Consider the following 18,666-nt stretch of genomic DNA (forward strand, 5'->3'; position numbering starts at 1 on the left):
GTTCCATCCCCACGGCGATGAAACGTTATGTCGCCCTAGGTAGTTCGATGGCGGCAGGTCCAGGCATCTCCCCGCGTGCACCGGGCGCGCCTCGGGGATCGGGTCGATCGGCACGCAACTACCCGCACCTGGTAGCCGAACGACTGAATCTGGATCTGGTCGACGTCACCTACTCGGGTGCGACCACCGCTGCCGTGCTGACCGACTACCAGCGGGGGGCGCCGCCCCAGATCTGCGCATTGGACGGATCGGAAGCCCTGGTGACAGTCACCATCGGGGGCAACGACGTCGGCTACATCCCGTTGCTGATAGTCGCCTCGCTGCCCAACTTCGCGCGGCGACTACCGATGCTTCGCGGCTGGGTAGCAGATCTGCTTGACCGTGACGCCAGGGATCGTGCCCTGGCAACGGTATTCGATTCACTGTGTGAGGTTGGGCGTTCGATACGGAAGCGATCTCCAAACGCCCGGGTTCTGTTTGTCGACTATCTGACGCTGTTGCCGCCGGCGGGAGTTGGCGCCCCGCCGTTGTCCGAGGACGACGCGGCGCTTGGCCGCCATGTCGCCGAGACGCTGGAGCGACTCACCGCCGAGGCCGCCGTCGAGACGGGTTGCGAGATCGTGCGTGCCGCGGCGGCCAGCCGCGACCATCACGCGTGGTCGGTGCAACCCTGGGCGGAAAAAACCGGGAGACTGGCGAGATACGTTGTCCCGCTGCCGGGCCGGCCTGCGCCACTTCACCCCAACGAGGCCGGGATGCACGCGGTGGCGCGGGCGATCACAGCGCAGTGGGGGCGGTGAGGTCAGCCGTTGTTCTGCCACCACCGGTAGAGCGAGGGCACGTCGGTATTGGCGCCACGTATGTCGCTGAGAACGTTTTTGGCATCGGTGGTCCAGATGATCTCGGCCGCACCGTCGTGGGTGCCGCAGGCCACCTGTCCAGCTGTCCCGGAGGTGCCCTGGTGCCAGGTGGTGGGTGACTGGCTCTCCCCGCAGGAGGTCAGTGTCTCGTCGTTGAGACCCGCTTTGAACTTGCCGTTCATGGCGTCGGTGTTGGCAAACAGGATGTACCTGGCCTCCGCGGGTCCGGCGGAGTCGGCGCTCTGGTCGCACACGAGTTCGGCCAGCTCGCCTGGGTTGATGGGTTGGGGGGCGCAATTGGTGAGGTCGTAGCCCTTCGACAATGACTCGGCAAGCGTGTCCACATCGGCCGGGTTGCCGTTGTCTGGTTCTGCGCTTGCGGTACCGATACCGATGCCAATACCTAGGTAGGCGAAGCTTCCCATCAGTGCGGCAGCCGTGGCGGCGCGCAGCACGGTGGTGAGGTGAGTCATCCATGACTCCTTCGGGTCGTCGGGGCGAGGCGGATTCGCGCTGGCACTTAGGAGTTTATTTGTGTTGCACATGGGAAAACAGACCCCTTCCGGCAATTGGCGGCATGAGGATGTGACCATGCAACATGTTCCGATAGCAATTGTCTGTCTTGGAATCGATAGTGATACGCGGTGCACGCGTTCGTATTCGCGACTGTTTCGAGGCACCTCCGGGCGAGCCTCGACGCGAGCTGATGTATCGCTGAAATAATAAGGGGAACAGTCTATTTAGTGGATACTCCGGGGCGCTGAAACCGGCGCCGATGCCCGGCCGAACGGGCCTGGTTCGGGCGTCGGCGCGGCGGCCAAGCGGGGCCGAAAATTTCGGCGAGTGCATGGGTGCTCGGACCGCAGATCCGTGGCCGCACAATTTGCTCGTAGATGCTGCCATCGAGACGGTCACTCCGGTATGGTAAGCACCGCTTTACGTCAGCTAACTTCTCTTGATCTGGAGAATCCATGACACAGCCACCACCGCCCGGATACCCGCCGCAGCAGCCGCCTGCCGGGCAGCAACCCGACAACTATTTGGTCTGGTCCATTCTGGTGACGTTGTTCTGCTGTCTTCCCCTCGGGATCGTTGCGATCGTCAAGTCCACGCAGGTGAGTGGCTTGTGGGCGCAAGGGCGTTACGCGGAGGCCCAAGCGGCTGCTGACTCTGCCAAGAAGTTCACCATGTGGTCGGCCATCGCCGGGATCATCGTGTTCGTCATCTACGGCATCCTGATGGCCGTGGGCGCGCTGAACGCGGGGACGTCGAACGCTGCGATGCTCGCGGCGGGGATGTTCTAAGCAGGGTTGAGTTCATGGTGACCCACCAAGGGGCGGTCCGGCTGAGTCTGGGCGCGCCGCTGTTGGTGGCGGCGTCCACGACATTGGTGTGCGCCGCCATCTGGGTGGGGGATCCGACCACTCCGCACGGTCCACTACCGGTGTGTCCCACCAAGGCACTACTGGGAATTGACTGCCCGGGCTGCGGCAGCCTGAGAATGCTGTACAGCCTGATGCACGGCGATCTGTTGGCCGCAGCCAGATTCAACGCGCTTGGTCTGGCGGCCACAGCGCTCTTGGTGTGGGCCTACCTGGTTTGGACTTACGGTCGTTTGGTTGGCCGGCGCATAGGCGGTTGGCAACGCAGTCGCTGGGCGGCACCAGTGACGTTGTCGCTGGTGCTGGTCTGGTTCGTGGTGCGCAACATTCCGGTTGCGCCGTTCAACGCGCTGTTCGTCTGATTTGATTTGGTACGCCACGAAAGCCGTATCCGCTTATGCGGATGCGGCTTTCGCAATAGGGAAGGGTTCACGCCCCGGTCCGGCGGCCGGTCAAGCGGCGAAGCGTATCCGATGCGGTCTAATCTGGGCGCGATGGTGAAAAAATCACGGACCGTGCCGGCGATGGTTGCCGTGGCTGTTGTTGCTTTCCTTGTGGTGGGTTGCGTTCGCTGGTCGACGCAGACGCAGACCCAACCGCAGCCTGCTACCAGCAACCCCGCCGCAGCCGAATTCGCCGAGGCGTTACGCAATCGGGTGACCACCGAGGCCATGATGGGGCACCTGACCAAGTTGCAGGAGATCGCCGACGCGAACAACGGCACGCGGGCGGTGGGCACGCCTGGCTATGAGGCCAGCGTCGACTATGTCGTCAACATCCTGCGCAACAGTGGTTTTGACGTGCAGACGCCCGAGTTTTCGGCCCGGGTGTTCCATTCCGAAAAGGGATCGGTGGACGTCGGCGGGATGACCGCGGAGGCGCACGCGCTGGAGTACAGCCTCGGCACCCCGCCGGACGGGGTAACCGGGCCGTTGCTGCTCGCGCCGTCGGATGACAGCCCCGGTTGCACTCCCTCCGACTACGACAACCTGCCGGTCAAAGGCGCGGTGGTACTGGTGGACCGCGGCGAGTGTCAGTTCGCTCAGAAAGAAGACGCCGCCGCGCAGCGCGGCGCCGTTGCACTGATCATCGCCGACAATGTCGACGAGCAGATGATGGGCGGCACCTTGGGGGTGAACACCGACGTCAAGATCCCGGTAGTGAGTGTCACCAAGTCGGTGGGGCTGCAGCTGCGCGGCAAGTCCGGGCCCGCGACGATCAAGCTCACGGCGAGCAGTCAGAGCTTCAAGGCCCGCAACGTCATTGCTCAGACCAAGACGGGGTCTACCAGCGATGTCGTGATGGCGGGTGCGCATCTGGACAGCGTGCCGCAGGGGCCAGGCATCAACGACAACGGTTCGGGCGTGGCTGCAGTATTGGAAACCGCGGTACAGCTGGGCAATTCGCCACACGTGCACAACGCCGTTCGCGTTGCGTTCTGGGGCGCCGAGGAGCTGGGCCTGATTGGATCGCGCAACTACGTCCAGTCGCTGGACCTCGATGAGCTCAAGAACATTGCGCTGTATCTGAACTTCGACATGCTGGCCTCGCCCAATCCCGGATATTTCACCTATGACGGTGATCAGTCGCTACCGCTTGATGAGCGCGGCCAGCCGGTGGTGCCCGAAGGCTCGGCGGGAATCGAGCGCACTCTGGTCTCCTATCTCAGGTTGTCCGGCAAGATCGCGCAGGACACCTCGTTTGACGGTCGTTCCGACTACGACGGATTCACCTTGGCGGGGATCCCGTCGGGTGGCCTGTTTTCCGGTGCTGAGGTCAAAATGACCGAGGAACAGGCAAAGCTGTGGGGCGGCACCGCCGACGAACCCTTCGATCCCAACTATCACCAGAAATCCGACACCATCGACCACATCGACCGCACGTCGCTGGGCATCCAGGGAGGCGGTGTGGCCTACGCCGTGGGCTTGTACGCGCAAGACCTGACCGGCCGAAACGGCGTTCCAGTCATCGGGGACCGTACCCGCCACGTGCTCGCCAAACCATGATCCGGGCAACGGTGCTGCGTTTCGGCGCGACACTGGCACTGGCTTGTGCGTTGGCGGGATGCGCGGCGCCTAAATCACTACCCCCGACCGCGGCGCCGGCCCTCAGTCGTGACCTGGCGGCAAAGGTCACCGGCGACGGCATGTTTGCGCACCTGCGGGCGCTGCAGACAGTCGCCGACTCAAACGGCGGAAATCGGGCAACGGGGACACCGGGTTACGACGAAAGCGTCGACTATGTGGTGAAAGCGTTAAAGGCCAAAGGATTTGAGGTAACCACCCCGGAATTCCAACGGTTGTACACCGTGTCGGAGGGGAAACCGACACTGACGGTCGCCGGCCGCAGCTATTCGGTGGACCAGGCCTCGCTGCTGGTCCAGACGCCACCGGGCGGGCTGGCCGGACCGCCGGTCCGGCCCAGCCGGTCAGACGGTTGCGCCGTAGCCGACTACCCGCCAGCGCTGCCCGACAATGCGATCGCCGTGGTCGACGATACGGGGTGTTCGGTGGTCGATAAGCACAACAGTGCGGTGGCCAAGGGCGCTGCGGGGCTGATCGTGATCAGTGCGGCACAGGATCGGGGAAGCTCGGCCAACCTGTTCGGTCCCGGTTACTACAACCAACTCAAGGTGCCGGTCGCGGTGGTCGGCGCCAGCGGCGCCGCCGCCCTGGCCCACACCAACGCGCCGATCCGGCTGGTGCTCGATACCGAGAACATCCAGATCAAGTCCCGGAATGTGCTGGCACAAACCAAAACCGGCACGCCGGATGAGGTGGTCATGGTCGGCGCGCGCCTGGACAGCCCGCCTGGAAGTCCGGGGATCAACTCCGCGGGTTCCGGGGTGGCCGCTGTGCTGGAAACGGCGTTGCAGTTGGGTCCGCTGCCGCCGGTGACCAATGCGGTGCGGTTCGCTTTCTGGGGGGACGGGATCAATGGCGCCATGGACTACGTCTTCGGAATGGATAGCGAAGGGCTCAACAGCATCGCGTTGTATTTGAACTTCGACATGCTTGGATCCCCCAACGCCGGCTATTTCACCGATGACGGTGATCAGTCCGGTCTGCCCGGGACCGGCGTGAGATCGGCGGATGTGCCGGAAGGCTCAGCGGCCATTGAGCGGACGTTGGCCGGGTATTTGAACCTGGCGGGAAAGCGCCCAGCGGACATGCCGTTGAGTATCAGGTCCGACTACCACCCGTTTCTGGTGGCGGGGGTGCCGATCGGGGGCATGACCACCGGTGCCTCGCAGACGAAAACTACTGTGCAGGCCAGGCTTTGGGGTGGACAGGCCGGTGTCGCGTTCGATCCCCAGTATCTGAGCGTCGGCGACACCGTCGACAACATCAACAGACAGGCATTGGAGGTCATGGGCTCGGGAGTGGCGTTCGCGGTGGGAGCGTATGCGGAGTCCATCAGGGGTGTCAACGGCGTCACCCCGCACGACAAGCGCCACCGCGCGCGAGTGTCGTGATGATGGCCGATATTGCTCGTCGGCGCATTCCGACGGTAACCGCAGGGCAACCGAACTAGGATAATTTCCTTTGTTGCTGCCGTGCAGACCAGTGTGGGACGGGGTTGGTCGAATGGATGATCGCGGGCGGAAATGGCTTGGTGTGCGTCGGTCGCGCCACAGCGGGCTGATCGCGTCGCTGTGGGCGGCCACCGCCTTCCTGACAGCACTGTTGGTGGTGGCTGGCTGTACCACGATCGTCGACGGACGTGCGCTGTCGATCCTCAACGATCCGTTCCGGGTCGGGGGTCTACCCGCGACCAATGGGCCCAGCGGCCCTCGGCCGGATGGACCCCCGCCGACCGGCACGGTGATCAATACCAACAACGGCCCGATCGATAAGCTCTCGCTACTGTCGGTCAACGACATCCAGGACTACTGGAAAGCCAACTACGAGCCCCTGCAGGGCACGTTCAGGCCGGTCAGCAAACTGGTGTCCTACGACTCCAACGACCCCAACAGCCCGATTGTCTGCCACAACGACACCTACGAGCTGGTCAACGCCTTCTTCACCTCCCGCTGCAACATGATTGCCTGGGACCGCGGCGTCTTCATGCCGGTGGCGCAGGAGTATTTCGGTGAGATCTCGGTGACTGGCGTGCTGGCGCATGAGTTTGGGCATGCCCTGCAGGTGATGGCCAAGCTGGTCACCAGGCGCGACCCCACCATCGTCCGTGAGCAGCAGGCGGACTGCTTCGCGGGCGTCTATCTGTACTGGGTGGCCGAAGGTAAGTCGCCCCGGTTCCGGTTGAGCACCGCGGACGGGCTTGACCACGTGCTCGCCGGGATCATCACGACGCGGGACCCGGTGATGGATACCGATGAGCAAAACGACGACGAGCATGGGTCGGCGCTGGACCGGGTCAGCGCGTTTCAGATGGGCTTTCTCAGCGGCACCCCCGCCTGTGCGGCGATCAACGAGTCGGAGATCGTGCGACGCCGCGGAGATCTGCCGACCGGCTTGCGGGTGGACAGCAGCGGGAACCCGGAGACCGGTGAGGTACCGATCAATCAGGACACCTTGACCACGCTGATGGAGCTGCTGGGCAAGATCTTCTCGCCGACGGATCCGCCGACGTTGTCCTATCAGCAGGCCGGTTGTCCGGATGCGAAACCCAGCCCACCGGCGTCCTATTGCCCGGCTACCAACACCATTACGGTCGATCTGCCCGCCCTGGCCGCGATCGGCAAGGTCGCCGACTCCAAACAGCACAGCCTGCCGCAAGGCGACGACACCGCATTGTCCATCGTGATGTCGCGATACGCGCTGTCAGTGCAGCATCAACGTGATCTGCCGATGCAGAGCCCGTGGACTGCGCTGCGGACCGCATGCCTGACCGGAGTCGTGCACCGCGAGATGGCCGAGCCCATCGAGTTGCCGTCTGGGCAGCAACTCGTCCTCACCGCCGGGGACCTCGACGAAGCGGTTTCAGGGCTGCTTACCAACCGCATGGTCGCCAGTGATGCCGACGGCATCAGCGTGCCGGCCGGGTTCACCCGGATCGCCGCGTTCCGTGCTGGAGTCAGTGGCGACATGGAGGCGTGCTACTCGCGGTATCCGGGATAAGGCTTCGGCGCGCGATCAACGGGGACGACATCAGGCTGGCCGCCGCGCATCGGTGCGGAGCGCGCGGGCGCTGTGGTCAATGGCTCGGCCGGTGGTCTGACCGGCCGGCCCCGATCGCAGCAACGGAATGATCTGTGGCAGTGCCGCGCGGGCCGCGGCGCGCCCGGCCTCGCGGGCGGCGTCGATCTGGTGGAATTCCAGCAGTCCAACCGCGCGGGTGTCCGGCCGGATGACGACCAGAGCCTCCGCTTGTGCGGCGTCGGCCACCGTGCGGCTGCCCATCATCATCGTGCGCATCAGGGTGTCGCCAATGCCGGGCACCTGTATCGGGCCGCTGCGTCGGGGCTGGCCACCGGACGCGTTTCCACCAAACCCCACGCTCACCGCGATCATCGGGCCTTCGGCGCGGGTGAGCGCCGTGACCGGCAGGTTGTTGAGCACTCCGCCGTCCACGTGTAGTTGGCCGTTGTAGATCTGGGGTGGGTAGAGTCCCGGCACCCGCAGGGAACACCCGACCACCTCGGCGACCGGCCCACGCCGGTGCACGACGGCCTGCCGGGCGAGCAAATCTACACTGACGCAACGGAACTCCTTGGGCAGCTCCTCGACCATCCGTCCCGAATAGGCTTCGCGCAGCAGGGCCATCGTGCGCCGGCCACGAACCAACCCCTTGCTCGGCAGCGTGTAGTCGCCGAGTGGGTTGTGCCGCACCAGGTATTCGAATACGTGCGCGTCCACTCCGGCCGCGTCGAGGCCACTGGCGGCCAGCGCGGCGATCACCGCCCCCATGCTGGTGCCGGCGAAGCGGTCGACGACGATTCCGGCCGCCTCCAGTTCGTCGAGAACACCCAGGTGGGCGAAGGCCCGCGCGCCGCCGCCGCCGAGCACCAGCCCGATCGAGCCGCCGGTGATGCGTGCGGCGAGCGGGCGCACGTCGTCCTTGAGGCTGCGGTAGCTGACCGAGTGGACCGAGCGCGGTGAGATCAGCCCTTCCCACCGGCTGCGATCCTCCTGGCTGGCGGGGGCACCGATCAAAACCAGGTCGGCGCCTACAGCACGCGCGGGTAGCTGCGTGCCCCGCGGCGCCGGCCCCTCCGACACCAGCACGATTCGATCCGCTGCGCGCAAGCAGAAGTCGCGCCAGCCGGTGTCATTGGCACTGGCATGCAGCACCACCTTGTCCGCGGAGGCTTCCGCGCGCTCCAGGCCGGCGCGGTCGACCCGACCGGGATCGACCGCGGTGACCCGCGCTGAGAGCGCATTGAGCAGCGCCAGGGCCACAGGTCGTACCGGCACCGCGGCGCCGAGACCGATTACCGCGATGACCGCTTCCGGCGACGCCGGGCGGCCAACGGTGGGTGGTGGCGCGGTGTGCAGCCGAGTGGCCAGCGTGCCGACCAGTGCCGCCAATACGCCCCGGTCGGCAATCCGATTGAACTGCGCCTTGCTCAGCCGTATCAGCACGGAGTCACGCATCGCCTGAACCGACGCCGAGCGCGGCGCATCGATGAGCAGCCCGAGTTCGCCGACGACTTCGCCACGGCCCAGTTCGCGAAGCACCAAGTCGCGCTGCACCACCCGCAGGCGGCCACTGCGCACCACGTAAAGAGCATCGGACGGGTCGGCCTCGTGAAACAGGTACGAACCCGCTTGCAGCTCAATCTCATCGGTGTGGTGCCTGAGTTCGGCCATGGTGGCCGCGGGCAGTCCGGCAAACAGCGGCAATTGCCTGAGTAGGTCGCCGTCGGCCGTGGTCTGAGGCAGCCGCGCTGGCGCGGCGGCGGGCCGTGGGGTAACCGGCAGCGGCCGGGCCGGCGTACGGGCGACGTCGGACTCGGGCGCACCGGCGATGTCGGCGCCCTGTTGGGTGCGGCCCAGAAAGCCGGCCAAGACCGCCACCGCGGCGAAGCACACCGCCGCCAGCACCCAACCGTGTCGCAGCGCGTCGACGCCGGTGCCAGGAGCCGGTTTGCCGATCAGGATGACCAGCAGCGCCACGCCTATCACGGCACCGAGCTGGCGGGTGGTGCTGACCACAGCCGACGCCGTGGCGTAGCTGCCTCCCTTGGTCAGACCTGCCAACGCGGCACTGCCCAGCACCGGCAGGGTCGCGCCGACTCCGATCCCCTGCAACAGCTGGCCCGGCAGCCATTCCCGCAGAAAGTCGGGTTCGGTCCCGACCCGTTGCAGGTACCACACCAGGCTGCCGGCCCAGATGATCGCGCCGGCCATGACGACCAGCCGGTGCCCGCGCTGGTCGGCGATGCGCCCCAGCACGGCCGCGACCACCGCGGCGATCAGCGCTGCCGGTGCGATCGCGAAACCCGCCTTGAGCAGCGAGTAGTGCCATACATAGTTGAGGTAGAGCACGTGGGTCAGGACATAGCAGTAGAAGCCGGCCGCCGCGACCAGGGTCAGTAGGTTGCCTGCCACAAACGAGCGGACTCGCAGGAATGCCGGGTCGATCAGCGGGGTGGGATGAGACCGCGAACTCGCGACGAATGCGACCAGGGCGACGGAGCTGGCGACAAACGACCCGATGGTTGGGGTGCTGATCCAGCCCCACTCGGGGCCCTTGACCAATCCGAGGGTCATCAGGCCCAGGGCGACACCGAGCAGCATCGCACCCCGCAAGTCGGGTACCCGCCGCCGTCCCGACGCGCGACTTTCGGTGAGCACACGACCGGCCACCAACACCGCGACAATGCCGAGCGGGATGTTGACCAGAAACACCAATCGCCAGCTGGATGCCTCGACCAGCATCCCGCCGACCGGCGGGCCCAAGCCGGACGCGACGGCGGCCGCCGCGCCCCACAGCCCAACCGCATGCGCACGGTGCGAGGCATCGAATCCCTCGACGACCAGGGCCAGCGAGGCCGGTACCAGCACCGCCGCGCCGATGCCCTGCAGCACCCGGAAGCCCACCAACTGTTCGACGTCACCGGCGACTGCGCATAGCCCGGATGCGATCGTGAAGAGCACCACTCCGAACACGAACATTCGTTTGCGGCCCAGCACGTCGGCCAGCCGACCCGCCGCGACCAGGAAGGCCGCGAAGACGATGTTGTAGCCGTTGAGGATCCAGGACAGGCTGCTGATGTCGTAGGACGGGAACGATCTCTGGATGTCGGGGAAGGCGATGTTGACGATGGTGGAGTCGAGAAACGCCAGGAATGCCCCGAACGATGCCACCAGCAGCACGGCTGTGGCCGAAGGTTGGCGGCGGCTGGTGAGCGCGCTGCGTTCCGCTGGTGCCGAAAGGTGCACTCGCGCCGGTGTTCCGCCCGCGCTCGTGCGGTGACGGGGCGTCACCCTAGCTGCGGTCTTGATGGTCATTGGTGTTGGTGTAGTTGCCATTTTTACTTCTCTTTTTGACGCTGCGAGATCGGTGCCTAGGCTAAACAAATTCACCATTGTCTCCATTCACCTCGTGTCTATCGTGAATCGGACTGGGTGGCCGGTAGTCTACGATTTGCGGCGCGCAAGTAAACCCCTTTAAATCATTTTCATAATTCTTTTTCTGGTGAATTTCCGAAGTCCAGATCGGCCGGTGACCAGTGCGTATACGCCGCGTTTCGGCCAAGTAATAATTCACCGTAGCTGGAATTAGAATTCATCGCACTGGGAATAAAAAAGCAATATTTCGAGTGGAATTTGAGCTAGGTTGAACGTATTCTGCGCAACAACCAAATCAGGGTTGCTGCGACCACGCGGAGAACCCAGTCGCCGTAGGGGGCGTGTGATGCACGTGAACGGTTTTGGAGGCCTCGCGGCGCAGCAGGTGGCCGCATCGCCGATCTGCTGTGCGCCCCTGGACGAGCGATCCGCGATACCGGGTCCCCAGCCGCCGGTGCGACTTCTCGTGGTCGATGATGCCGATGGTGTGGAGACGCTGTTCGGGGCCCGCTTTCGCACTGAGCTGCGCTGCGACGAATATGACTTGAGCTTCTCCAACGACCCGGTTCAGGCGCTCAAGATGGTCGGGGACAGCCCCGACATCGAGGTCCTGGTCACCAATCTCAACATGCCGCAGATGAACGGACTCGACCTGCTGACGGAGGTCGCCAAACTCGGGCGCCCGCTGAAGACCATCGTGCTCACCGCCTGCAATGACCTGGCAAACATTCGAGCGGCAATGATGCGCGGCGCCTTCGACTTTCAGCTGACACCGCTGGATCTCGAAGATCTGCGGGTCACGATCTCCAAGGCGGTCACGATTGTGCGGGAACTGCAGGCCGGTGCGGCGGCACGCCAGCGCGCCGTGGAACTCGCCGACCAAAATCGCCGGGTGGAAAACATCTTCGGCCGCTATGTGAGCGAGGAGGTGAAGACCCACCTGTTGGCGTGCCCGGAAGGACACCAGAACAGCGAACGGCGCACGTTGACGATGCTGATGGCCGACATCCGAGGTTTCACCCGACTGTCGGAGATACTCTCGCCCGAACGAGCGCTGCAGGTGCTCAACGCATACCTGGAACGCGCGACCGATGTTGTCATCCGCTGGAACGGGACGATCAACGAAATCCTCGGCGATGGTCTGCTCGTCTTCTTCGGTGTGCCCAACACGGACGGCGAAGCGGCGGAGCATGCGGTCGCGGCCGCTCTGGAGCTACAGCTGGCGATGGGCGAGCTCAACGTCAGCCACCGCGAACAAGGGCTTCCCGAGCTGGGGATCGGGATCGGTGTTCATACCGGCGAGGCCGTGGTCGGTACCATTGGCTCACCGCGCCGGCAGAAGTACACGGCGATCGGCAAGAACGTCAATCTGGTGGCCCGGATCGAGTCGAATACCGTCGGCGGGCAGGTGCTGGTTTCCGAGTCGACCTATCACGAGATCTGCGCGATCGCCGACACTTCGGGCTCAACTCAAGTGCGGGTCAAGGGGCTCACCGAACCCATCACCGTGCACGACATCACCGGGCTGGCGGGCAGGTACAACCTTCGGCTTCCCAGCATCGACCGGAAGGTGACTCCGCTTGTGGCGCCCAAGCCGATCGGCATCGCGGTCATCGAGAACAAGATCATCGGCGCCGCGCATCCGGCGGAAGTGGTCGGCAGCGGCGACGGCGCGGTTCGGGTGCGCACCGGCCTGCAGGTCGCGCCGTTTTGCGACCTGGTGCTCGATGTGGCCGGCGCGCAGGTATTCGCCAAGGTCGTCGACTGCGGCGTCGATGGCGGGATTTGCGAACTGATGGCGGTGTTCACGTCGGTCTCCGACGATGTCCGCCGGGCGCTGGCAGCCCCCAGCACCGCCAACTCGCTCACCTGAGCTGTTCTTCGCGCTGACCGTGGTGCACCCAGCTCACCAGGAACGCCGTGACCAGCAGCCATCCAATGGCAACGGCCGGAATCGCCCAGGCGCGGCGGAACAACAACGCACTGTCGCACTGATCCACCAGGGCGCCACCGCCACCTTGGGTCGCCTGGGTGAGGTCTGAGGTGAAGCCCCGGCCGCAGCTGACCTTCATGCCATACAGGTCGTAGTGATCGAGATAGACCGGCAGCCATAGCGCGGACAGACCGATGATCCCCACTACAACGCCGGCGATTCCCAGGTACAACTGGCGATGACTCACAGCTTCTCCACGGCTCTCTATGTGAATGTCTGATCCTGCCGTTGGGTCATGTCATGCACACATTCGAGAACAGCAGAACCGGCCACGACACGATCGACCCCAAGAACGACACCACCAGATCCATTCCGTGCATCTGGTGTAAATGCTCGGCGTGTGTCGTTGACCATATGACACCCACCAGCAGATATGGCGTGCCGAAGGCCAGTGCAATGCCGAGAAGTTGGCCGATGGAGAGCTGGTAGGCCAGCACTCGGCGTACGTTCTCCAACACGCTTGGTCCCTCCGGCGATAGGTTCGGGAAACCGCCTGCGGCCCCCGGTGGGGAATTATGTTAATGGAGATTCCGCAACCGTGATAGGTCGTTGGAGGGTTTGGCCGGGACGGATTCGGGTTATGGTGAGGTGATGTCCGCTGCCAGCGTCTCGCCCGGCGCGGCCGCAGACGGTATTCGCCGGCGGCCCAAGGACCGCAAGGCGCAGATCGCCCGTGCGGCAGCTGAGTCGTTCAGCGCGCAGGGCTATCACGCGGTGAGCATGGAGACCATCGCGGCCAAGGTCGGCGTCTCGGCGCCGGCGCTGTACCGGCACTACGCCGGCAAGTACGAGCTGTTCCGCGGTGCCGTGCTGGCGCTGAGTCAACAACTGGTCGACTGCACGCAACTGGATGACTCCGACGATCCGGCGCAGCTGCTGGACCGGTTGATCGCGTCGCTGATCGAGGTGACGCTGGACAACCGCATGTCCGGAGGCTTGTACCGCTGGCAGTCCCGGTATCTGCGGGCCGAGGATCAGGCCGCGGTGGCCGATGTGCTCAAGGTGGTCAACCGCAGAATCCAAAAGCCGCTCACGGTGATTCGTCCGTCATTGCGGCCCGCCCAGCGGTGGATGCTGTCGGCGGGCGTGCTGAGCGTGATCGGCAGCATTGTCGATCATCCGGCGCGGCTGGCGGCCGACGAGATCCGGGCATTGCTGGGCGAGGCGGCGTCGGCGATTGTCTGCGCCGAGCTTCCGGAGCCAGGAGACGTCGCGGTGCGCAAAGCCAGTTGGCGGATCTTCGCCGAGGATGCCAGCGTCTATGAAACGTTGCTGCACGCCTCGATGGTCTTGTTCAAAGACCGTGGCTACGCCCAGACCAGCATGGCGCAGATCGCGTCGGCGGCGGGGGTGCCGGTATCGGGGATCTATCGGTACTTCTCCGGAAAGTGCGAGATCTTGGCGACCGGACTGCGCCGGGCGGCCGATCGGGTGTCCGGCCAGCTCTCGCCGATCGTGGGCGCGCTCACCGAACCGCGCCAGGCTTTGACGCTGCTGATCGACGCCTATGTGGCGACATCGTTCGCCAACCCGGAACTGGCGGCCGTCTACTACACCGAGCGGGCCAATCTGACACCTGCCGACCAGATGCTGCTGCACAATATTCAGCTGTCGACCATCGATTCGTGGGTGCGGCTGCTGACTTCGGTGCGCCCGTCGCTGTCGGCGACGCGGGCGCGCTTCCTGGTGCATGCCGCCATGGCGTTGGTGGTCGACTTGGGCCGGATGGTTGACCCGCAAGACTCGGCGGGACAGTCCGCCTACGTGCAAGCATGTGTGCGGGAGCTGATGGAGCTCACCTTGTTTGGCCCTACGCCGGCCCAAGCAGACGCAGCGCCGCCGCCACCGCCAGGGCGGCGACGTCGAGGGTCTTCGAACCCAGGTCATGTCGCGCGCCGGTGATCTCGACGACCTCGGTAGGTGCGGCGATCAGTGCCGCGGCGGCGCGGACCTCGGCGGGCGTGCCGAACGGATCCGACGTGCCGTGGGTGAAGACGGTGGGCACGGTGATGTCCGGCAGGTGTTCGGTGCGGGCCCGCTCCGGCTTGCCGGGCGGATGGACGGGGTAGGAGAACAGCGTCAGCACATCCACCGGGGCCTGTCCGGCGGCCACCACCATGGATGTCTGCCGACCGCCATAGGAGTGCCCGCCGGCGATCAACGGGCCCTCGGCCAGGCCGCGGCACAACTCGATCGCTTCGACGATGCCGGCCCGGTCGGTGGCCGCTGACCCCGATGGCGGCCCCTTGGGGCGCCGGCGCCGGTAGGGCAGGTTGTATCTGACCGCAAGCCAGCCGCGTTGTGCCCATGCATCGCAAACCTGTTGCAGCAGTAGTGAATCCCGGTCTCCTCCGGCGCCGTGGGTGAGTACGACTATGCCGTTTGGTGGCTGGCCGGGGCCGGTCACGGGTTCGTGTGCGATACCGGCGATCTGATCGAGGTTCATGACAGCCTGAACAGGGGTGAGACCGGGCCATGGCCGCGGCCCAGCGGATAGGCGGCGCGAATGCACTCGGTCACCCACTTTTTTGCAAAGCTGACCGCGTCGGGCACGGTGAACCCGTGTGCCAGTGCGCACGCGGTCGCGGCCGCCAGGGTGTCGCCACCGCCGTGGTCGTTGCCGGTGGCCACTCGCGGCGCGTCGAACTCGAAGAAGTCGGTGCCGTCATAGAGCAGGTCGCAACTGCGCGTCGAGGATCGCAGGTGTCCGCCCTTGACCAGTACCCACTGCGGGCCCAGCCCGTGCAAGGCCCGCGCGGCCGCGTGCTGCGACCGGGTGTCGATCACGTCGATGCCGACCAGCAGGCGCACCTCATCGAGGTTCGGTGTCACCAAGGTGGCCAGCGGAAACAGTTGCTCCCGAAGCGATTCCAGCCCGGACGCGGCCAACAGCGCGTCGCCGTGCATGGATGCGCAGACCGGGTCCACGACGAGCGGAACCGCCACTTCGAGCTGACGCCAGGTGGCCGCGACCGCATCGATGATGCGGGGCGAGGCCAGCATCCCCGTCTTGGCTGCCTGGATGCCGATATCCTCGACCACCGCGGTGATCTGGCCGGCCACCAAGTCATCGGGTGTTTCGTGAAAACCTTTGACGCCCAGCGTGTTCTGCACGGTCACCGCGGTCACCGCAACGCAGGCGTGGACGCCAAGCAGTGCCATGGTCCGCATGTCAGCCTGGATGCCGGCACCGCCACCGGAATCAGAGCCGGCGATGGTCAGCGCACGCAACGGCGTCGCCCCGGGCGGCGCCAACGGCAACCAACTCACTGGGTGATCGGCAGGTACACCCGGTTGCCGTGGTCGGCGAACTCGGCTGACTTCTCCGCCATCCCCGCTTCCAGGGCCGCCTCAATGGCTTCCTCACTGTCCAGCCCGTGCTTGGCCGCGTAGTCGCGGACATCCTGGGTGATGCGCATGGAGCAGAACTTCGGCCCGCACATCGAGCAGAAGTGGGCGGTCTTGGCGGGCTCGGCCGGCAGTGTCTCGTCGTGGTACTCGCGCGCGGTGTCGGGATCCAGCGACAGTGCGAACTGATCGTTCCACCGGAACTCGAAACGCGCCTGTGACAAGGCGTTGTCGCGCTCCTGCGCATGCGGGTGGCCCTTGGCCAGGTCGCCGGCGTGCGCGGCGATCTTGTAGGCGATGACCCCGTCCTTGACGTCTTTGCGGTCAGGCAGTCCGAGGTGTTCCTTGGGAGTGACGTAGCAGAGCATCGCGGTGCCGGCCTGCGCGATGATCGCTGCGCCGATCGCCGACGTGATGTGGTCGTATGCCGGGGCGATATCGGTGGCCAGCGGGCCCAGCGTGTAGAAGGGAGCCTCCTCGCACAGCTCTTCTTCCAGCCGCACGTTCTCGACGATCTTGTGCATCGGAACGTGCCCGGGGCCCTCGATCATCACCTGCACCCCATGGGCTTTGGCGATCTTGGTCAGCTCGCCCAGGGTGCGCAACTCGGCGAACTGCGCGGCGTCGTTGGCGTCGGCGATGGAGCCCGGCCGCAGCCCGTCACCAAGCGAGAAGGTCACGTCGTAGCGCGCGAGAATGTCGCAGAGTTCCTCGAAGTTGGTGTACAGGAACGATTCCCGGTGGTGCGCCAGGCACCACGCCGCCATGATCGACCCGCCGCGCGAAACAATTCCGGTGACCCGCTTGGCGGTCAGCGGCACGTAGCGCAGCAGCACCCCGGCGTGCACGGTCATGTAGTCCACACCCTGCTCGCACTGCTCGATCACGGTGTCGCGGTAGAGCTCCCAGGTCAACTCGGTCGGGTCGCCCTTGACCTTCTCCAGCGCCTGATAGATGGGCACCGTGCCAACCGGTACCGGCGAGTTGCGCAGGATCCATTCCCGCGTCTCGTGAATGTTCTTGCCGGTGGACAGGTCCATGATGGTGTCGGCCCCCCAGCGGGTGGCCCACACCATCTTGTCGACCTCCTCGGCGATCGAGGACGTCACCGCGGAGTTGCCGATGTTCGCGTTGACCTTCACCGCGAAGGCCTTGCCGATCACCATCGGCTCACTCTCGGGGTGGTTGTGGTTGGCCGGGATCACCGCACGGCCGAGGGCCACCTCGTCGCGCACCAGCTCGGCGGACATGCCCTCACGGGCGGCGATGAAGGCCATCTCGGCGGTGATTTCGCCGGCGCGGGCGCGCTGCAATTGGGTGCCGCGGTCGCGGACCAGCCCCGGCCGGGCCGGCAGGCCGACGGCAAGGTCGATCACGGCATTCGGGTCCGTGTACGGCCCGGAGGTGTCGTACAAGTCGAAGTCGGCGCCGGTGGACAGGTGCACCCGCCGCAACGGGACGCGCAGCGTAACCCCGTCGGGGCCGGCCACCTCGCGATAGGCCTTGCTGCTGCCCGCGATGGGGCCAGTCGTGATGGACGGCTCAACAGTAACGGTCATTGTCATCTCCCTGTCATCTCCCTACGCCGGCATTACCCGGTCAGGTTCCTACGGTCGACGGCCTCCTGCCGTCCTCTCAGCGCAGTTGGTGTGCGCTCCCGCGTGCGTTAATTGGGTCGGCCTCCACGCTAGCGCAGTGCGGCGCCGGTGTGCAGGTGCGTCTTGGATCGTGGTGGCTGCCAGGCGGGTCGGGTGCGATGATTTCAGACGTGCAGCAGACCGCCCACATCGGCGAGGAACACCCTGACCGCGGTACGCCGCCGTTTGCCACCCCGATATCGGGGGCGGTCGATAGCCATCTGAGCATCGGCAGTTTCCGTTTCTGGTTCATCGGCCAGCGCTGGGAGTGGTCCGACGAGGTGGCCAGGATGCACGGATATGAGCCCGGCGCCGTGGTGCCGACGACGAAACTGTTGTTGTCGCATAAGCATCCCGACGACCGTGCCCACGTCCAGGACTTGCTCGACTATGCGTTGCGGTCGGGGGAGTCGTTTTCCAGTCGCCATCGCTTTGTCGACACGGCGGGCGTGGTGCACGACGCAATCGTGGTGGCTGACCGCATGGTGAACGAATCCGGCGTGGTCCAGGGAACATCCGGCTATTACATCGACCTCACCAACACCTTCGACGAAACGCGTCAGGAGGTGCTCGACGAGGCGCTGCCCGACCTGTTCGAGAACCGCGCCGCGATCGAGCAAGCCAAAGGTGTGCTGATGGCCGTCTACCGGGTCAGCGCCGAGCAGGCCTTCCGGGTGCTGCAGTGGCGGTCGCAGGAGACAAACACCAAGCTTCGTGCGCTGGCCAAACAAGTGGTCGCCGAAGTCGCGTCCTTGCCGCCGGTGTCGGCGTTGGTCCAAAGCCAGTTCGACCACTTGCTCTTAACAGTGCACGAGCGTATTCCCGCCGAGTCCGCGAGCTGATCGTCGCGGGTTGCGGCCCGCGCGGTGGGGATCGGGTTAGGCTCTAGCTAATCCTGGACGGTGCAGACGGTGGATCGGGCTCCCCGTCTCAGCCGCCTAACGTTTGACACATTCGCGGGCGGTGAAG

At 65.3% G+C, this 18,666-nt stretch carries 16 protein-coding genes and 1 riboswitch; of the genes, 9 read left to right on the forward strand and 7 right to left on the reverse strand.

Features of this window, described 5'->3' with window-relative positions; genetic code table 11:
• The first annotated feature begins 17 nt into the window (after positions 1–17).
• Positions 18–800 (forward strand): SGNH/GDSL hydrolase family protein, encoded by a 783-nt coding sequence (locus CCUG20998_RS03365; RefSeq protein ID WP_036457012.1) that lies wholly within the window; start codon positions 18–20, stop codon positions 798–800.
• A gap of 2 nt (positions 801–802) precedes the next feature.
• Here the strand turns inward: CCUG20998_RS03365 and CCUG20998_RS03370 are convergent, their stop codons facing one another.
• Complete coding sequence (locus CCUG20998_RS03370) at positions 803–1,333, reverse strand: hypothetical protein (RefSeq protein ID WP_020731697.1); 531 nt, start codon at positions 1,331–1,333, stop codon at positions 803–805.
• Between the two features lie 498 nt (positions 1,334–1,831).
• On the opposite strand from CCUG20998_RS03370, the gene CCUG20998_RS03375 reads away from it, so the two are divergent.
• From CCUG20998_RS03375 to CCUG20998_RS03395, 5 genes are all read left to right on the forward strand, one after another.
• Positions 1,832–2,164 (forward strand): CD225/dispanin family protein, encoded by a 333-nt coding sequence (locus CCUG20998_RS03375; protein ID WP_012392672.1) that lies wholly within the window; start codon positions 1,832–1,834, stop codon positions 2,162–2,164.
• A 14-nt stretch (positions 2,165–2,178) separates the two neighbouring features.
• Entirely contained in the window at positions 2,179–2,604 is a 426-nt protein-coding gene (locus tag CCUG20998_RS03380) for a DUF2752 domain-containing protein (protein ID WP_012392673.1), read from the forward strand.
• A 132-nt stretch (positions 2,605–2,736) separates the two neighbouring features.
• Entirely contained in the window at positions 2,737–4,248 is a 1,512-nt protein-coding gene (locus CCUG20998_RS03385; protein ID WP_036457013.1) for a M28 family metallopeptidase, read from the forward strand.
• Positions 4,245–5,717 (forward strand): M28 family peptidase, encoded by a 1,473-nt coding sequence (locus CCUG20998_RS03390; protein ID WP_020731699.1) that lies wholly within the window; start codon positions 4,245–4,247, stop codon positions 5,715–5,717. Before CCUG20998_RS03385 ends, CCUG20998_RS03390 begins: the two co-directional genes overlap by 4 nt.
• 112 nt (positions 5,718–5,829) lie before the next feature.
• The gene (locus CCUG20998_RS03395) at positions 5,830–7,323 is read left to right on the forward strand and encodes a neutral zinc metallopeptidase (RefSeq protein WP_036457014.1); all 1,494 of its coding nucleotides are present in this window, start codon (positions 5,830–5,832) and stop codon (positions 7,321–7,323) included.
• 30 nt (positions 7,324–7,353) lie between these two features.
• On the opposite strand, the gene CCUG20998_RS03400 is transcribed toward CCUG20998_RS03395, so the two are convergent.
• Entirely contained in the window at positions 7,354–10,590 is a 3,237-nt protein-coding gene (locus tag CCUG20998_RS03400; protein ID WP_103654002.1) for an MFS transporter, read from the reverse strand.
• A gap of 475 nt (positions 10,591–11,065) precedes the next feature.
• Between CCUG20998_RS03400 and CCUG20998_RS03405 the strand changes: the two genes are divergently transcribed.
• Complete coding sequence (locus tag CCUG20998_RS03405; protein WP_020731701.1) at positions 11,066–12,592, forward strand: adenylate/guanylate cyclase domain-containing protein; 1,527 nt, start codon at positions 11,066–11,068, stop codon at positions 12,590–12,592.
• Here the strand turns inward: CCUG20998_RS03405 and CCUG20998_RS03410 are convergent.
• Both CCUG20998_RS03410 and CCUG20998_RS03415 read right to left on the reverse strand, forming a co-directional pair.
• Positions 12,585–12,899, reverse strand: coding sequence for a hypothetical protein (locus CCUG20998_RS03410; RefSeq protein ID WP_020731702.1), 315 nt, complete (start codon positions 12,897–12,899; stop codon positions 12,585–12,587). The genes CCUG20998_RS03405 and CCUG20998_RS03410 overlap by 8 nt on opposite strands.
• Before the next feature lie 46 nt (positions 12,900–12,945).
• Positions 12,946–13,170 carry a membrane protein gene (locus CCUG20998_RS03415; RefSeq protein WP_012392680.1) on the reverse strand — a complete coding sequence of 75 codons (225 nt, stop codon included), beginning with the start codon at positions 13,168–13,170 and terminating at the stop codon, positions 12,946–12,948.
• 133 nt (positions 13,171–13,303) lie between these two features.
• On the opposite strand from CCUG20998_RS03415, the gene CCUG20998_RS03420 reads away from it, so the two are divergent.
• Complete coding sequence (locus CCUG20998_RS03420; RefSeq protein WP_020731703.1) at positions 13,304–14,614, forward strand: TetR/AcrR family transcriptional regulator; 1,311 nt, start codon at positions 13,304–13,306, stop codon at positions 14,612–14,614.
• On the opposite strand, the gene CCUG20998_RS03425 is transcribed toward CCUG20998_RS03420, so the two are convergent.
• The 3 genes from CCUG20998_RS03425 to thiC are packed head-to-tail and all read right to left on the reverse strand — an operon-like array spanning position 14,523 to position 17,619.
• Positions 14,523–15,158 carry an alpha/beta hydrolase family protein gene (locus tag CCUG20998_RS03425; RefSeq protein WP_038578764.1) on the reverse strand — a complete coding sequence of 212 codons (636 nt, stop codon included), beginning with the start codon at positions 15,156–15,158 and terminating at the stop codon, positions 14,523–14,525. The two genes, CCUG20998_RS03420 and CCUG20998_RS03425, sit on opposite strands and share 92 nt — an antisense overlap.
• Positions 15,155–15,982 (reverse strand): bifunctional hydroxymethylpyrimidine kinase/phosphomethylpyrimidine kinase, encoded by an 828-nt coding sequence (gene thiD / locus CCUG20998_RS03430; RefSeq protein ID WP_038578766.1) that lies wholly within the window; start codon positions 15,980–15,982, stop codon positions 15,155–15,157. Before thiD ends, CCUG20998_RS03425 begins: the two co-directional genes overlap by 4 nt.
• Positions 15,979–17,619, reverse strand: a complete 1,641-nt coding sequence (gene thiC / locus CCUG20998_RS03435) for a phosphomethylpyrimidine synthase ThiC (protein ID WP_012392684.1) — start codon at positions 17,617–17,619, stop codon at positions 15,979–15,981. The genes thiD and thiC overlap by 4 nt, the downstream gene beginning before the upstream one ends.
• Positions 17,620–17,731: riboswitch (TPP riboswitch) on the reverse strand. It abuts the gene before it with no gap.
• Positions 17,732–17,816: 85 nt separating this feature from the next.
• Between thiC and CCUG20998_RS03440 the strand changes: the two genes are divergently transcribed.
• A complete protein-coding gene (locus tag CCUG20998_RS03440) occupies positions 17,817–18,539 on the forward strand; it encodes a PAS and ANTAR domain-containing protein (RefSeq protein ID WP_036457016.1) in 723 nt (240 codons plus the stop codon).
• Positions 18,540–18,666: the final 127 nt, after the last annotated feature.

The sequence above is a fragment of the Mycobacterium marinum genome (genome assembly GCF_003391395.1).
GTDB lineage: Bacteria > Actinomycetota > Actinomycetes > Mycobacteriales > Mycobacteriaceae > Mycobacterium > Mycobacterium marinum.

What these genes read in the sequence shown, in the direction of transcription:
- CCUG20998_RS03365 (WP_036457012.1), top strand. Translation starts at nt 18, where the DNA reads ATGAAACGTTATGTCGCCCTAGGTAGTTCGATGGCGGCAGGTCCAGGC.
- CCUG20998_RS03370 (WP_020731697.1), bottom strand. Translation starts at nt 1,333, where the DNA reads ATGACTCACCTCACCACCGTGCTGCGCGCCGCCACGGCTGCCGCACTG.
- CCUG20998_RS03375 (WP_012392672.1), top strand. Translation starts at nt 1,832, where the DNA reads ATGACACAGCCACCACCGCCCGGATACCCGCCGCAGCAGCCGCCTGCC.
- CCUG20998_RS03380 (WP_012392673.1), top strand. Translation starts at nt 2,179, where the DNA reads ATGGTGACCCACCAAGGGGCGGTCCGGCTGAGTCTGGGCGCGCCGCTG.
- CCUG20998_RS03385 (WP_036457013.1), top strand. Translation starts at nt 2,737, where the DNA reads ATGGTGAAAAAATCACGGACCGTGCCGGCGATGGTTGCCGTGGCTGTT.
- CCUG20998_RS03390 (WP_020731699.1), top strand. Translation starts at nt 4,245, where the DNA reads ATGATCCGGGCAACGGTGCTGCGTTTCGGCGCGACACTGGCACTGGCT.
- CCUG20998_RS03395 (WP_036457014.1), top strand. Translation starts at nt 5,830, where the DNA reads ATGGATGATCGCGGGCGGAAATGGCTTGGTGTGCGTCGGTCGCGCCAC.
- CCUG20998_RS03405 (WP_020731701.1), top strand. Translation starts at nt 11,066, where the DNA reads ATGCACGTGAACGGTTTTGGAGGCCTCGCGGCGCAGCAGGTGGCCGCA.
- CCUG20998_RS03420 (WP_020731703.1), top strand. Translation starts at nt 13,304, where the DNA reads ATGTCCGCTGCCAGCGTCTCGCCCGGCGCGGCCGCAGACGGTATTCGC.
- CCUG20998_RS03425 (WP_038578764.1), bottom strand. Translation starts at nt 15,158, where the DNA reads ATGAACCTCGATCAGATCGCCGGTATCGCACACGAACCCGTGACCGGC.
- thiC (WP_012392684.1), bottom strand. Translation starts at nt 17,619, where the DNA reads ATGACCGTTACTGTTGAGCCGTCCATCACGACTGGCCCCATCGCGGGC.
- CCUG20998_RS03440 (WP_036457016.1), top strand. Translation starts at nt 17,817, where the DNA reads ATGATTTCAGACGTGCAGCAGACCGCCCACATCGGCGAGGAACACCCT.